This is a genomic window from Cellulophaga sp. RHA19, from assembly GCF_002813425.1.
Classification (GTDB): domain Bacteria; phylum Bacteroidota; class Bacteroidia; order Flavobacteriales; family Flavobacteriaceae; genus Cellulophaga.
The window spans coordinates 2,192,897-2,208,647 of record NZ_PHUL01000001.1; the positions used below are offsets into that span (position 1 = coordinate 2,192,897).

General features: G+C 33.7%; 8 protein-coding genes. 4 read left to right on the forward strand and 4 right to left on the reverse strand.

Features of this window, described 5'->3' with window-relative positions:
• Nucleotides 1–19 precede the first annotated feature (19 nt).
• Nucleotides 20–1,231 carry a multidrug effflux MFS transporter gene (locus AX016_RS09685; RefSeq protein ID WP_100895410.1) on the forward strand — a complete coding sequence of 404 codons (1,212 nt, stop codon included), beginning with the start codon at nucleotides 20–22 and terminating at the stop codon, nucleotides 1,229–1,231.
• 3 nt (nucleotides 1,232–1,234) lie between these two features.
• On the opposite strand, the gene AX016_RS09690 is transcribed toward AX016_RS09685, so the two are convergent.
• Both AX016_RS09690 and AX016_RS09695 read right to left on the reverse strand, forming a co-directional pair.
• Complete coding sequence (locus tag AX016_RS09690) at nucleotides 1,235–2,311, reverse strand: anhydro-N-acetylmuramic acid kinase (protein WP_100895411.1); 1,077 nt, start codon at nucleotides 2,309–2,311, stop codon at nucleotides 1,235–1,237.
• Between the two features lie 3 nt (nucleotides 2,312–2,314).
• Nucleotides 2,315–4,039, reverse strand: coding sequence for a glycoside hydrolase family 3 protein (locus AX016_RS09695; RefSeq protein ID WP_100895412.1), 1,725 nt, complete (start codon nucleotides 4,037–4,039; stop codon nucleotides 2,315–2,317).
• A 132-nt stretch (nucleotides 4,040–4,171) separates the two neighbouring features.
• Between AX016_RS09695 and murQ the strand changes: the two genes are divergently transcribed.
• From murQ to trhA, 3 genes are all read left to right on the forward strand, one after another.
• Complete coding sequence (murQ, locus tag AX016_RS09700; protein ID WP_100895413.1) at nucleotides 4,172–4,987, forward strand: N-acetylmuramic acid 6-phosphate etherase; 816 nt, start codon at nucleotides 4,172–4,174, stop codon at nucleotides 4,985–4,987.
• Nucleotides 4,988–5,443: 456 nt separating this feature from the next.
• Complete coding sequence (locus tag AX016_RS09705; RefSeq protein ID WP_100895414.1) at nucleotides 5,444–13,867, forward strand: T9SS type B sorting domain-containing protein; 8,424 nt, start codon at nucleotides 5,444–5,446, stop codon at nucleotides 13,865–13,867.
• A gap of 88 nt (nucleotides 13,868–13,955) precedes the next feature.
• Nucleotides 13,956–14,564, forward strand: coding sequence for a PAQR family membrane homeostasis protein TrhA (gene trhA, locus AX016_RS09710; RefSeq protein ID WP_100895415.1), 609 nt, complete (start codon nucleotides 13,956–13,958; stop codon nucleotides 14,562–14,564).
• Nucleotides 14,565–14,571: 7 nt separating this feature from the next.
• Here the strand turns inward: trhA and AX016_RS09715 are convergent, their stop codons facing one another.
• Both AX016_RS09715 and AX016_RS09720 read right to left on the reverse strand, forming a co-directional pair.
• Nucleotides 14,572–15,000 carry a DUF4268 domain-containing protein gene (locus tag AX016_RS09715; protein ID WP_100895416.1) on the reverse strand — a complete coding sequence of 143 codons (429 nt, stop codon included), beginning with the start codon at nucleotides 14,998–15,000 and terminating at the stop codon, nucleotides 14,572–14,574.
• Nucleotides 15,001–15,003: 3 nt separating this feature from the next.
• On the reverse strand, nucleotides 15,004–15,681 hold the full coding sequence (locus tag AX016_RS09720) for a ZIP family metal transporter (protein WP_100895417.1): 678 nt from the start codon (nucleotides 15,679–15,681) through the stop codon (nucleotides 15,004–15,006).
• Nucleotides 15,682–15,751: the final 70 nt, after the last annotated feature.

A 15,751-nucleotide genomic window follows, 5' to 3' on the forward strand; every position in this document is an offset into this window, starting at 1 on the left:
AGTAGGTTATTTTTGCAGGATGCAAAAAAACTCTTCAAAAAAACAATTTGAATTTGTTGCCTTAATGGCCTCCTTAATGTCTATAGTTGCTTTAACAATAGATGCTTTGTTACCTGCAATTTCTCATATAGGAGAAGCTATACATAGTTTAGACCCAACAAAAAATCAGATGTTAATTACAATGATATTTTTGGGGTTAGGAGTAGGGCAATTGTTTTTTGGACCATTATCAGACAGTTATGGTAGAAAACCAATTGTATATGCAGGTTTTACTATTTTTACTTTAGCAAGTATAGTTTGTGTAAATGCTACTTCTTTAGAGGTTATGATTGTTGGTCGTATTTTTCAAGGAATAGGATTATCTGCGCCTAGAACTATTACAATTTCTATTATAAGAGATAAATATAAAGGAGATTATATGGCAAAAATAATGTCTTTTGTTACTGCTTTTTTTATATTAATTCCTGTAATAGCTCCGGCAGTTGGTAAAACTGTATTGGATGTTTACAATTGGCAAGCAATTTTTTATGTACAATTATTTTTTGCTTTGGTTGTTTCTATTTGGTTTTGGAAACGACAAGAAGAAACACTGAAACCAGAATTTAAAATTCCTTTTACAGGGTCTATATTTTATGATGGATTAAAAGAGTTTGTTAAGCACAAAGAAACAGTTGCTTTTACATTTGTGTCTGGACTTATTACAGGTGCTTTTTTGGTTTATTTAAGTGCAGCGCAACATATCTTTGAAGATCAGTTTAATTTGGTTGATGAGTTTCCATACATTTTTGCAGGCTTAGCTATATCTATTGGTTCTGCTACCTTTTTAAATGGTACTTTAGTTTTACGTTTTGGAATGCGTAAATTAATATTTATAGCACTAAGTTTATTTTGCGTAATTAGTATAACTTATTCACTTTTATTTTGGGGAAGTGCAAACCCACCTTTACCCGTTTTAATAGGCTTTTTAGCAATACAGTTCTTTTGCTTAGGCTTTATTTGGGGTAACTCTAGATCTGTGGCAATGGAGCCAATTGGCCATATAGCAGGTGTAGGTGCTGCAATTAATGGATTTGTGGCTACAGTAATTTCTATACCAATAGCAACCTTAATAGGTAGTTATGTAGATACTACAGTCTTGCCTTTATTTATTGGCTTAGCGGTTTGTGGTAGCTTATCACTTTTGCTATTTATGTCTGTTAAAAAAACAAGAACAGCAGCTTTGTCTAAATAAAATTTACTGCGGAATATAAATTACACCACAACTAGAGTCTTTTTTTGCACCAGTAACCGATGCCAATGCATTAGGTTTTTCTAAGTGACGTAACACTCCCATAAATGCAAAAATTAAAGCTTCTTTAAATTCTATCACAGTTTTAGATGTAGTGTCTATTGTAAAGTTAACGCCTAATTTACTTTTTAAAGTATTCATTAAAAACCCATTTAAAGCACCGCCACCAGTAACTAATAGTGAGTTATTTGTTTTGTTTGAAGCATTTAGTAAGTCTTTAGAAATAGTATCACAAATATGAATTACAGAGGTATGTAAAATATTCTCTGTAGCATCTTTAGTCTTTTCTATAATTGGAATAATCTCTTTTTTAAACCATTCATAGCCTGTAGATTTAGGGTAGGGTAGTTTATAATATTCTAAATTGTTTAATTTATGTAGTAATTCAGTATTTACAAAACCACTCTTAGCTAGCGCTCCGTTTTTATCGTACGCTAAGTTAATAGTATTAGTTACATAGTTTAGTAGCATATTAGCTATGCCAATATCATAAGCTACTCTTTTGTTATTTTGCTGAAAAGATACATTACTTATACCACCAAGATTTAGACAAAAATCGTGTTCAGAAAACAAATGCATATCACCAATAGGAACTAAAGGAGCACCTTGTCCACCAAGAGCAACATCATTGGTTCTAAAATCAGCAATAGTTGTTATACCGCAAGCATTAGCTATATGTTGTCCAGAACCAATTTGTAAGGTGAAGCCTTTTTCTGGTTTATGGTGTGTAGTATGCCCGTGACTAGCAATAAATTGAACTTCTAATTTATGCTCTTCTCCAAATAGTTTTACTTGTTCTCCTAACCAACTCCCGTAGGAGTTATGCAACTCTGTAAACTCTGGTACAGCTAAATTTATAGCATTTTTTAATTGTGCTTTAAATTGGGTTGTGTAATCTACACTTTTTGTGTTTAGGATTTTAAACTCCCAAGTTTCGTTTTTTTTTAAAAACTGACAATAAGCAAGATCTAAACCGTCTAAAGAGGTCCCAGACATTAGCCCTATTACGTTGTATGTTTGCATAAATTAATCTATTGTAACAGATAGTTTTCCTTTAGCGTTTACCTTATCTAAAAAGTGTTCTGCTGCATTTTCCTGAAAAACAGGAAAGTCCTGGTATGCTACAATTATATTTTTAGCATTACTAGTGTCTATTTTTGTTAATACATAAGGGTTACCAAATACATATAATATTATATTTTTATTAGCCATTAAATTGGTTAATAATTCTAATTCATTATCAGATATACCAAAGTTATTTTTTGGTTTTATACTTGGCGGATATAAAGCTATAACCACATTTTCTTCAGTTTTTACAGCTTCTTTTATTTTAGATATTGTAGTTTTACTTGTGTTGTGGCTAACAAATTTTAATTCTTCTTTTATCTTATTAAAAAATGGATTTTCTTTATTACTGGTTATTTCAATACCAATAAAACCATCAGACTTAAAATTAGCAATAGTATTGGGATTACCTTTAACAACAGTTAAACTTTCGGTTGCTAAAAAGGTATTTAAACTTTTAGCAGTATAGTAGTTTTTAGACGGGCTAACAACAGTGTTCATTGCTTTTTCCTTAAGTTGCCAAACTCGTTTAAAGCTTTCTTCAATTTGTTGCTTTGTAGCATTTTTTAAAATAGTGGCAACACCTTCTTTAGGGTTTTCAGCAAAACATAAAACATCATTTCCAGCATTAAAAGCAATCCATTCTAATTCTCCTTTAACAGGGTATAGTTTAGAAACACTTTTCATATTTAAGGCATCAGAAATAACAACATTATTAAAATTCATTTCACCTCTTAAAAGTCCTTTTATTGTTTTTTTTGATAGGGTAGTGGGCGTATTTTTTTCTTCGGTTAGTGCAGGTACAGCTAAATGACCTATCATAACACTTTCTACTCCATTATTTATAAGTTGCTGAAAAGGGTATAACTCATTTGCTAGCAAAGCTTCTTTGGACTTATTTATTACAGGTAATCCAATATGTGAGTCTGTAGCTGTATCTCCGTGACCAGGAAAATGTTTAAGACAACTAATTATTCCTTGACTTTGCATACCATTAACAAAAGCAATGGCATTTTTAGTTACTAGTTCTTTGTTTTCTCCAAAAGACCTATAACCAATTACAGGATTATTTGGGTTGTTGTTTATATCTACAACCGGAGCCAAGTTCCAATGTATGCCTGCTTCTTTACAATCCTTAGCAATGTTTTTGCCAACCTCATATATAAGAGAATCTTTATTCTGCATTGCACCAAGTGTAATAGCGTAAGGATATTGCGGAGTATTATCTACACGCATTGCTAATCCCCATTCTGCATCAATAGCAATTAAGAGAGGATATTTTGCAGCTTTTTGATATCTTTTAATTAAAGATTTTAGCCTACTTAAACTAAGCGTATCGTTTTTATTTTGTCCGTCATAATTGGCAGCTGCGCTAGTTCTACTTTTAAAAAAGCAAAGCGCACCAATATTCTGGTTTTTTATAAGTTGCTCTAGTTTTACAATTTCTTCTTCAGTATCATTTATATAAGCAGCAGGCATAAAAAGTTGTCCAATTTTTTCTGCATTAGTAAGCTGTTCAGTAGCTTCGGTATATGTCTTAATTACTTGTAAACTTTTTGGTTTTTCTTCTTTTGCAACAGTTACTTCTTTAGGTTTGTTATTGCAACTAGCAAGTAAAATTACTGCAAAAACAAAATAAATTTGAATAGTGTTAAAGTAAGCTCTTAATTTAGTGTAAGTATGCATATCTAATTAAATAAGTTGTTATGCTAAAATAGGTTTTTTATAGCTTGATATTAAATGGACTTCTTAAAAAAGAGATATAAACAAGATTAAAAAACTTAAATTTGATTAATTTTTGATAAAACACTTCTATAAATGTTAGACTATACTAAAGTTACCGAAAGCTCATCAAACTATACAGATCTAGAATTAATGGACACTAGTACCATATTAACTAGTATGAATAATGAAGATAAAAAAATTGCAGATGCCGTTGCATTGTGTATTCCAGAGATATCTAAATTGGTTGATGCTTTAGCAGAACGATTTAATAAAGGAGGAAGGTTGTTTTATATTGGAGCAGGTACTAGTGGAAGATTAGGTATTTTAGATGCTTCTGAAATTCCGCCAACTTTTGGATTGCCACACACTAAAGTTATTGGTATAATAGCTGGTGGAGACGTAGCAATTAGGTTGCCGGTTGAAAATGCAGAAGACAATAAAGAACAAGCTTGGAAAGATTTAGAAGCTTATGATATTAACCAAAATGATACCGTTGTAGGTATTGCAGCATCTGGTACAACACCTTATGTAATAGGAGGGGTAACAAAGGCTAAGGAAAACGGATTGCTAACAGCTTGTATTACTAATAATCCAGGTTCGCCATTAACAAAAGCAGTAGAAATTGCAATTGCAGCTTTAGTAGGCCCTGAGTTTGTAACAGGTAGTACACGTATGAAAAGTGGAACATCACAAAAATTAGTGCTTAATATGATTTCTACAGCGCTAATGATAAAAATAGGTAGAGTTAAGGGAAATAAGATGGTTAATATGCAACTAAGTAATGATAAGTTGGTAGACCGTGGAGCACGTTATGTGGTAGAAGAATTAAATATTCCTTATGCAGAAGCAGAGGCTTTGCTAATTAAACACGGCTCTGTTAAAAAAGCAGTAGAATCTTATACTAAATAATTTTTTTAAAAAGAATTAAAAAAGGGTTTGTAACGTCTATTGTTTAAAATAGGTGTATTTATTTTATACGTAATAAAATTAATTTAAACATAAAGTTTTAAACGCAGTAATTCATATATTTTTAATGAGTTACTGCGTTTTTTATTGCACATAAGTTACACTTGTAACTTAAAATTAGGTGTGACGTTCATCGAATTTTAAGTGATAGTGTTAAAAATAGTTGTTATTTTTGTAGTAAATTACTTACCTTGTAAGGTTGTGAAATACGGCGTTAACTGTTGTATAATGTGCTTTTATAGATTAAATACATAAGAGCAGACACTATTTTACATTTTTTGGCGTTTATATAGACCTAAGAGTTTTAATAATTTAAAAATAAAGTTTTTATAAAATTACTCTAAGAGTTTATTGCAATTCCCCAAGTTGCCATACTCTTTACAAAAATTGACTTAACCTATGCAACCAAGTAAAAGAAAACTTGCGTTATGTGCTATGCTATTAGTTTTTGGCTTTATAGTATGTACTAGCGCTATTGCTAACCCTAAAGTTTACGACTTTATAACAGACGTAATAACTTTTGATGATGCTTTATTTAAAGCACTAACATTGGAGGAGAAAAAAGAAACTCCTGCCAAAGAAAAAACAAACTTTTCCAAGTTTACTACTAAAACAGAGGCAAAAGCCAATACGCTGGCAGCACCTGTAATGTTTGCAACTATTATTAATGGAGCAAATGAAGAGAGTACTTGTCCTGATGATGGTAGTACACTTGCAAAATTCTTTTTATGTGGTACTGGGGATGATAGAACTGTGTCATTAAGTTCGTCAGGGGGATCATATGTATGGCAAAAATTAGGTTCAGGTTGTTCTTTTGTAGGAGCAGATGATTGCCCTACTTACAACAGTGCTTGTAGTGGAGATTGGGTTACAGTAGGTAATGACCCAACTTATTTATTAGATGCTAGTGATGCAGGGGTAGAAGGGGAGTATAGAGTACGTATAGGCTCTGGAGTTTACTATCATTTTAGAGTAACATCTAACCCATTAGATCCTCAAATAACATCAAAAAATATTATTTGTGGTAACTCAGGTAATATAGAAGTTACTAATGTACCTGCTGGGTATGAGTATAGTTTAAATTCTTCAACAGGACCTTTTCAAGATAGTCCTTCTTTTGATATTACAGCACCTGGAGATTACCAAGTGTTTGCACAGTTAAAAGATGCGCCAGCAACATCTTGTATTTTTCCATCAGAAGTAATTACTATTACAGAGGAAACAATGACAGTAGATGTAACCAAAACAGATATTGTTTGTAGTGGTGAAAAAGGGAACGTAGGAGTATCTGTTTCTGGAGCAACAGGTTTTTATAGCTATAGACTTTTAAAAGGTGGAGTAACATTAGATACCTTTGGTCCTAGTGCTAATACAAATCATACTTTTAATAATTTAGGTCCTGGTACATACTCTGTACAAGTAGAAACTAATGATTGTGATGTAACCGTAACAGAAATTGCAGGTGACCCAATAACAATAGGTAATGGTTTAGATCCTATAGAAGCTACAGCTTTTGCAACAGATAGTTTTGGTTGTGGAGCAACAAGTGTAGATGTAACTTTAGATGTATCTGGAGGAACGTCTCCTTTTCGTTATAGTTTAGATGCAGGTACAACTTATAGCTCTACTTTTGCTAGTTCGGTTGTATTTACAGTAAGTTCTGCTGGTACTTATAATATATTGGTAGAAGATGTAAATGGTTGTACAAAAGAAGCAGCCGTAGAAGTACAAAATATACCACCACCAGTATTTAATGTAACGGCAGATGATGCTAATTGTGGTGGAGCCAATAATGGTAGGTTAACGGTGAACGTTACAAATAGTAATGGTTATGCATTAGAGTATAGTAATGATAATGGTGTAACTTTTCAAAATAGTAATGTGTTTTCTAGTTTAGCACCAGGTTCTTATGATGTTGTTGTTAGGTACGAGCAAGATACTTTTGTGTGTACAACAGCACCTGTAACACAAACAATAGGCACGCCTTCATCTATAATTTCATCTACATCAACAACAGCAGAACCAAGTTGTGGAAATGAAAACGGAGGAGAAATTACGTTTGCACCAGCAACAGGTGGTACAGGACCTTATGAGTATAGTATTGGATCTGGCTTTGTATTGGGTAACACTGTTTTTCCAGGGTTATCACAAGGAAGTACATATACGCCACAAGTTAGAGATAGTAATGGTTGTGTAGAAACATTGCCAGATGTAACTTTTGCGGCATTAAATAAACCAACAGATATAGATTTTACTGTTTCTAGTATAGACTGTGCTACAGGTACAGCAACTGTAACTTTAGCTGTTACAGACGGAGGAACAATAACAGATTATGAGATTATAGCTCCAAGTCCAGTATCAAACGGTACAAACAATATATTTACAGGTTTAGGTATAGGTAGTTATACATTTAGAGTAACAGATGCAGGTGGCTGTTCTTACACAGAAAGTTTTGCTATTACAGATATCAGTTCTATTAAAGTTACTGCGCAATTACAAGATAATGTTACTTGTGTGGGAGATTCTGATGGGCGTGGACGTTTTGTTGTAGACGGTTTTTCATCTTCATACTCATATCAAATTGATGCTAATCCAGTTGTTTCTGGAGAGACAGATAATCTAATAAATGTATCTAGTTTAGCAGCTGGTAGCTACACAATTACTGTAACAGATGATGAGACCAGTTGTGTAGAAACTGCAACTTTAACAATAAATGAACCTACAGCAGCTTTGGCAATGGCTCCTACGCTAACTCCAATGAGTTGTGATAATAATAACAGAGGATCTATTAGAGCAAATGCATCTGGTGGATGGGGAGGTTATTCATATACATTAGAAAGACCCGGAACATTGTCAGATATAGGTCCAAGAAGTAACCCTAATTTTACAGGGTTAAGTTACCCTGGTGCCTATGTTTTAACTGTTGAAGATAGTGAAGGGTGTTCTACATCATTCAATTTTACGTTAACACCATTAAGTTCACCGTCATTAGTGATAGATACTAGTGCATCAGATTTTTGTTTTGATAGTACAGATGCTGCAACTATAAATGTAACAGCTTCAGGAGGAGACGGAAATTATGAATATCGTGTAAATGGAGGAGCTTGGTTTGCAGGTTCAGCTACCGAAAATATTCCTGCACCAGGTCCTGGTAGTTACCAAATACAAGTTCGTGATGGTAATGGCTGTACAGATACAGTAGGTAGAAACATTAGACCACAAACAACAACAACAGTTGCAATACAAAAAGAATTAACCTGTAGTTTAGTTCCGGGAGACGGAGATGCAGAAATAAGAGTAAATGTTTCTAACGGTAATACGCCTTACCAAACTTATGAAGTAAGTTATAATGGAGGAACTTACTCTGCAACAGTACCTTTTACAGGAGCTTCATTTGTGTATACTACTGCTTTAGAAGGAACATATCAATTTAGAATAACAGATAATGAGGCTTGTACAGTAGAAACAAATGTAATAACATTAAATCCTACAGAGCCAATTGCTGCTACTGCCAATGTTACTGATCCTACTTGTGGAGATGATAGTACAGGTAGTGTAGAATTAATAGCAGATACCACAGTTGGTGTACCTCCTTATCAATATAGTGCAGATAACACAACTTTTACAAATCAGCCTGTATTTAGTAATTTATCTCCAGGTAATTATACATATTATGTAAGAGATAGTAGAGGCTGTAATATAGCAGTTCCTTTTACAGTAGGTCCTGCAGCACCGGCAGTAGATGCAACAGTAGATTTTACACCTCCAACTTGTGGTGTAGCTCCAGCAGACGGAGAAATAAATGTTACAGCCGTATCTAATGGTACAGCGCCATTTACATACACATTATTAGACACAGCGGGTAATGTTTTAGCAACTGTTGGTCCTACAGCGGCAACAACAGCTAATTTCCCTGGTTTAGCAGAGGGAGATTATGTTGTAGAAACTACAGATGCTAGTACTTGTGAAGACAGAGACGTAATTAATTTAAGACAAAATAGTTTAACAATAACTCCAGTACCAACACTAGGGCCAGATTGCTCTACAGCTTTTACTTTTTTAGTAGATATTGCAGGTGGAACAGCGCCGTATTTAATAGGTTTGGTTGGTGAAACATTAGTGTCTCCAAATGTAGATGCAGATACGCACGATTTTACAGGGCAAGTTGAGTATGGAATAACATATTTTGTTGAGGTTGTAGATGATAATGGTTGTAGATATATACAACAGATAGATCCTTTACCAACACTAGACCCATTAACTGTAGACGCTTCATCTTCAGCAGCATCTTGTTCTGTGCCAGACGATGCAGATATAGATTATGTAATAGATGGTTTACCAAACGGATCTGATATTATCATTAGTTTAACAAATACAGATACAGGAGCAGTTATTAGTGGTCCTATAACAGAAACTAATGTTACATTTCCACATTCTGGAACTTTTACAGGCTTGCCTATAGGTAATTATCAAGTAATAGTAACAGAAGACACAGGTACAGCTAATTACTGTAATGCAAGTGCTTTGGTTTCTATAACAAATGATAATCCAACACCAGTTGTGGAGCGTAATACAAATGCAAACTGTTTAAATCCAAACGGACAGTTAGTGTTGCGTGGAGTTGGTGGGTCGCCAGTATATACTTTTGGAGTAGTGCCAACAGGAGATCCAGCACCAGCCTTAACAACAAATAATGTATACGATTTACCACCAGGAACATATGATGTTTATATACAAGATAGTAAAGGATGTACTTCTTTATTAACAGGTGTTGTAGTAGATATGGATCCAGCCTTGGCAGATCCAACAGTAGATGTAACTAACCAATGTGTTGCCGTAGCAAATTATACTATAGATGTTACTTCGCCTTTAACAACACCAGGTGGTCCAGAAACTACTTTTCAATATGATATTGGTAATGGTTTTCAAGATAGTCCTAACTTTACAGTGCCAAATGCAGGTTCATACACAGTAACTGTGCGTGATGGTAATGGTTGTACAAGTAGTACGATTGTAGAAGTTTTCGATTTCTTTTCAATCTCAGCAAGTGCTTCATCACAACCATCATGTAATAATGCAGATGGTATTGTAACAGTAGAAACCACTGGCGGTAGTGGTAGATTTAGGTATGAGTTAAATGACGGTACAACTACAGTAACTCACGAGCCTACAGATACAGATCCAGAAGTTTTTACAGGTTTAGCACCAGGTAGTTATAGTATTACTGTTACAGATTTGGACTCTAATACAGCTCCATTATGTTCTGATATTACTACGGTAGAAATTATTACAGTTAATACACCAATCATAAGTAATACTGTTGTAGAAAATGTGTCTTGTAATGGCGCAGATGATGGTAGTATAACAGTAGAGTTAGATCCTGCTTCTGCTACAGATGCACCATTTACATATAATATTTATGTAGGGGCAAGTACAACACCATTACAATCTATAGAAGATCCAACTTTTGAAAATTTAGCACCAGGTACTTATCAAGTTGAGGTAGTTTCGGATAGAGGTTGTGCAGTGAGGTCTTTAGATATTGTTGTAGATGAACCAACTGTTTTACAAGTAGCTGTAGATGCACCAGATTTTACTTGTAATCCTTCAGCAAATTCATTTAGTACAACAACCATTACTATTTATACAGATGATAATGGAGATGGTACAGGAACACCAACAGGTAATGGCTCATATAGCTATAGCTTAAATGATGGTACTCCTTTTTATGACGGTACTAATTTTCAGTCTTCAAACACTTTTGAAATTATTGATAGAGGTGTAGACCAAACTATTGATGTTATTGTAAGAGATGATAAAGGTTGTGAGACTATAGAAACTATTACAATATTAACGCCTACAGACCTAACATTTAATTTTAATTTGTTAAGTGGTATTACTTGTGATGCTACAGGTGCAGGTTCTGCTCCAGGACAGTTAGAAATAATAATAGATCAGGGTCCTGGTAATTATGAGGTGCAAGTTTTGCCCCTTGGTTCTCAACCAGCGCAATTATCTGGTGGTACAGATCGTGTAGTTTGGGATGTAACAGTTCCTGGAGATTATATTTTTGCGGTAAGGGATATAGATAGTGGTACGTGTTTATTTGTTACACCAACAACAACAGTTCCGGACTTTAATATTATAGATGCCGTAATAAGTGAAGTTAAACCAGTTTCTTGTTTTGGTGCTAGTGACGGTGAAATAGGTATAGTAGTTAACAACTACTCTGGCGCTTATAATTACGAAGTGTTTTTAGTAGATAATACAGGAGCAGAAGTAACTACAGGTGTTACAGGTTCTTTTGATACTACAGCACCAATAACAACACCAGAAATTATAACAGGTTTACCTGCGGGTAATTTAATTGTAAGAGTAGAGGCTTTACAAACTCCGTTTTGTGATACATCTAGTAATACAGCACCAGTAAGATCACCAGATAGGGCATTAACAACTATGGCAGAGCAGACTGCTTATGTTACTTGTGAGGTTCCTGGATTGGGAGAAATTACAGCAACAGCAGATGGTGGTTGGGGTACTTATGAGTATCAATTAGAGAAAGAAACAGCAACAGCAGGTACATACACTGTTGAGGTTGCTTATGGGACTTCTCCAATTTTTAGTGACCTATCGGAGGGTAATTATAGAGTTAGTACAAGAGACGATGGTGGTTGTATTGTTTTTGATGATATAACACTTAGTTTACCAGTTGCAATAAACTCAGATATAGAAATAGTACAACCTTTACTTTGTCCTGGAGCAAATGATGGTGTAATTAGAGCATTTAATGTAACAGGTGGTGAAGATTTAGATGGTGACGGTGAAGAGTATTTATTTCAATTAAATAGATTAGATAGTTCTGGTACAATTACAAACACAAGTGGATTACAAGAGTCTGCTACGTTCCCTAACTTACCAGCAGGTTTTTATACCATTACGGTTTTTGATGGGTGGAACTGTAGCTTTACAACACCACAAATATCAATAATAGATCCAGAACCAGTAGAGGCGGAGCTAGTGGAAATTACACCTCCTGGATGTGGAGATTTAGGAAGAATTGGTCTTAGTGTAACTAACCCAGTAGCCGGTATGGAGTATTTTTATAGAAGGTCAGGAACAACAGATGCTTTCGTTAGCTTTGGCGGTCCAGATGTGATATCAGTAGTTATTACTATTCCAGATATTGATGTAGATCCAGGACCATTCCAGTATGATGTTCAAAACGGAAACGGATGTCCAGAGCAACAATCTAATGAGGTTGGTTTGGATAAAGCACTTCCTTTGGTTGTAGCTTTAGATTTAGTTGATGCACAAATTAAGTGTCAAGGAGAAGCAACAGCAATTGTTAGATCAGAAGCATTTGGAGGAATAGGAAACTACAGGTATACTTTAGTTAATAACAATTTAGGAGGTGTGCCTACAGTACCAACCGCTGCAGATATAGTTAGTCCAGAACAAGAGTCTGGTGTATTTAGAAATTTATCACCAGGTACATATTATGTATATGCTACCAGTGGAGGTTGTTCTGCAATATCTGATATTATAGAAATAGAGCCAAAAACACCTTTAGAGGTATTAGTAGCTGAGTCTAACCCAGTTAGTTGTACAGGAGATTTTGATGGTAGTATTAGAATTGAAGCTATAGGTGGAACAGGGGAAATTAAGTTCTCTATCTCAGATACTTTAAGTGAATTTTTTGTTGGAGATGAAAATCCTAACACAATTACTTTCGAAGATTTAGCACCAGGTACATACTCTGTTTTAATACAAGATTCTGTAGGTTGTAGTATACTAAGAGAAATTATTGTAGAAGAACCAGAAGTACTTGTTGTAGCAGATGTAGACACTACACCAGAGTTGTGTATTAACGCATCAGACGGTACAGCTACCTTGTCTATAGATGGTGGAACTCCTTTTGTAGACCCGGTAACTGGAGTTGAGTATTATGAAACAAGTGTAAACTCATCAGACCCAGCAGATTTTGTTAGAAATGACAACTTGTTTTTTGATAACCTAGCAGGTGGAGAAACGTATGTTGTGTTTATTAGAGATGCTAATTTCTGTGATACTAATGCTATTATAAATATAGATTACGGGGTAGATTTAAGTGCAACACCAATTATTGAATACGGTTGTAGTGGTATATTCCCTTTTAGTACAGTAACTATAGATATGGCAGATAGTAGTGTTATGTCAGATTTAATGTTTTCTTTGGATGTAGATGATATTGCTTTGGCAACGACACAAAATGTATTTGGAGATTTAGCACCTGATACCACGCACACAGTATACATATATCATAGTAATGGTTGTTCTACTTCAGTAGACTTTACTTTAGATGCTTATGATCCGTTAACTTTATCAGCAATTAAAACTGGTCCTAATGAGATAACAGCTTTAGCCCAAGGTGGGTACGGAGGATATACATATTTCTTTCAAGGAATTTCACAAGGAGACAACACAATATATCAGTTAAATGAAGACGAAACAGTAACTGTACGTGTAGAGGATGCTCAAGGTTGTGTAGTTGAGGTTAAGTTAGAGTTTGAGTTTACTGGTAAAATAGAAATTCCTAATTTCTTTACACCAAATGGTGATAATGAAAATGATAGATGGGCACCTAAAAACAGAGAGTTTTTTCCAGACATAGAAATTATAATTTATGATAGGTATGGTAGAGTAGTAGCAAGGTTAGATGATGTTACTTCTTGGGATGGTACTTATGAAGGTAACGAGGTTCCTACTGGAGATTACTGGTATGTAGTTAATGCCAATGATAAAGAAAAACAACGTTATGTTGGTCACTTTACACTATATAGATAATTTTAAATTTAAAAGGCGCTTTTAGCGCCTTTTTTAGTTAATAGAGTCAAAAGTATTGGGTAATTTTGTACTGTAATTTATTGCTGTTATGAATGAAGAAAGATTAAACACTGCCTCCCACGCTATAGGAGTTGTTTTAGGTGTAGTAGGTTTATTTGTATTGCTCTATTTTAATACTAATAAAACAACATTTGCATTATTTAGTTTAGTAGTTTATGGAGCTTCTATAATAGTGCTTTACACAGCATCTACGTTGTATCATGCAGCAACAACCAAAGCTTTAAAAGAAAAATATAGAATATTAGACCATAGTAGTATTTATGTGCTAATAGCTGGCACATATACACCTGTGGCGTTAATAACATTAGAAAGTGGTAATGGTTGGCTTATTTTTTGGGTTGTATGGGGTATTGCGCTTTTAGGTATTATTTTAAAGCTTTTTTTTACTGGTAGGTTTGAGGCTATTTCTCTATTGCTTTACTTAGCAATGGGGTGGTTAATTGTTTTAGACTACAGTAGCTTGGTAGCAAGCGTAAGTCCGTTTGCATTAAATTTATTAATGTTAGGAGGAGCGTTTTATACTTTTGGTATTGTATTTTATGCTATACATAAAATACCTTACAATCATTTTATTTGGCACTTGTTTGTGTTAGCAGGTAGTATTTCTCATTTTTTCTTTATTCTAACACTTTTATAAAGTTATTTTAAGATTTAATAATATCACTATAATCTTCAAAAAAAGCTTCAAACTTTTGCATATTTTCATTTAAAAAAACCATAGTTTCTTGCCATGTGTTTTTGTTGTGTATGCTAACATTTTCTTTAATTACATAAATTCTAGAAATCTCTTTTTTATTATCTAAGATATAAGAATCTTTAAAAATGGCACCGGGTAAAAAATCTGAAGTTAAAATAGACTTTAAAGAGGCTAGTTTTTCCCAAGTATCTATTTGTTTCTCTAAATCGTTATGTTCTAAATCTAAAGTAACCATTGCGTTTTTCTTATCAAAATAGAACTTAAAAGATAAATTTTTAATATCAGTGTTATACAAAGTCCATTTTCTTGGAAACGATTTTCCAAAAGAAATCCAGAATTCTTCACGCAATTTTTTAGATTCTTCTCTACTAAACATATCTTAAATAAAATAAGCAATGGCTATACCAAAAATAATAACTAATAACTTTCTTAAATTAAATTTGTGACCTTCGGAACTTTCAAACAAAATAACAGTAGAAATATGTAGTAATACCCCAATAACCAAAGCTGTTATTTGTATCTGGTATGTTTTTAGTATAGTTAAATTATTACTTAATAAACTACCTAAAGGAGTCATAAAAGCAAATAGGGTAATAAACAATATTGCTTGTGCTAATTTAATTTTAGAATTAAGTAAAAAAATACTTAAAATTATAGCAATAGGAATTTTATGTACAAGTATGCCATACACAAAATTATGATTGTGGTGGTGTCCTAATGGCATACCTTCTAATAAGGAATGTATAGATAAACTTATAAAAAGCATCCAAGGCAAATTAACTTTATCAATATTTAGGTGTACATGACCGTGTTCTGCTCCTTTAGAAAAAAACTCTAAAAATATTTGTAGCAGTATACCTAACATAATAAAAACACCAACTTGTTTTGGGTGTCCGTGCTTGTATACCTCTGGAAAAAGTTCAAAAACAGTTATAGCCAATAAAAAAGCGCCACTAAAAGCTAGTAGTAATTTAAAAATTTCTTTATTTTTTGGTTTGGTAACGTAAACAAAAATAAAACTAAGTAATACCCCAAGAATAGGTAAAATATAAATCATATAAATACAATTTTGCAGACAAAATGCAATAAGGGGCAAAATTAATGTATTTTTGCGTATTCTTTAATAT

What these genes read in the sequence shown, in the direction of transcription:
- AX016_RS09695 (WP_100895412.1), bottom strand. Translation starts at nt 4,039, where the DNA reads ATGCATACTTACACTAAATTAAGAGCTTACTTTAACACTATTCAAATT.
- AX016_RS09720 (WP_100895417.1), bottom strand. Translation starts at nt 15,681, where the DNA reads ATGATTTATATTTTACCTATTCTTGGGGTATTACTTAGTTTTATTTTT.
- AX016_RS09705 (WP_100895414.1), top strand. Translation starts at nt 5,444, where the DNA reads ATGCAACCAAGTAAAAGAAAACTTGCGTTATGTGCTATGCTATTAGTT.
- murQ (WP_100895413.1), top strand. Translation starts at nt 4,172, where the DNA reads ATGTTAGACTATACTAAAGTTACCGAAAGCTCATCAAACTATACAGAT.
- trhA (WP_100895415.1), top strand. Translation starts at nt 13,956, where the DNA reads ATGAATGAAGAAAGATTAAACACTGCCTCCCACGCTATAGGAGTTGTT.
- AX016_RS09685 (WP_100895410.1), top strand. Translation starts at nt 20, where the DNA reads ATGCAAAAAAACTCTTCAAAAAAACAATTTGAATTTGTTGCCTTAATG.
- AX016_RS09715 (WP_100895416.1), bottom strand. Translation starts at nt 15,000, where the DNA reads ATGTTTAGTAGAGAAGAATCTAAAAAATTGCGTGAAGAATTCTGGATT.
- AX016_RS09690 (WP_100895411.1), bottom strand. Translation starts at nt 2,311, where the DNA reads ATGCAAACATACAACGTAATAGGGCTAATGTCTGGGACCTCTTTAGAC.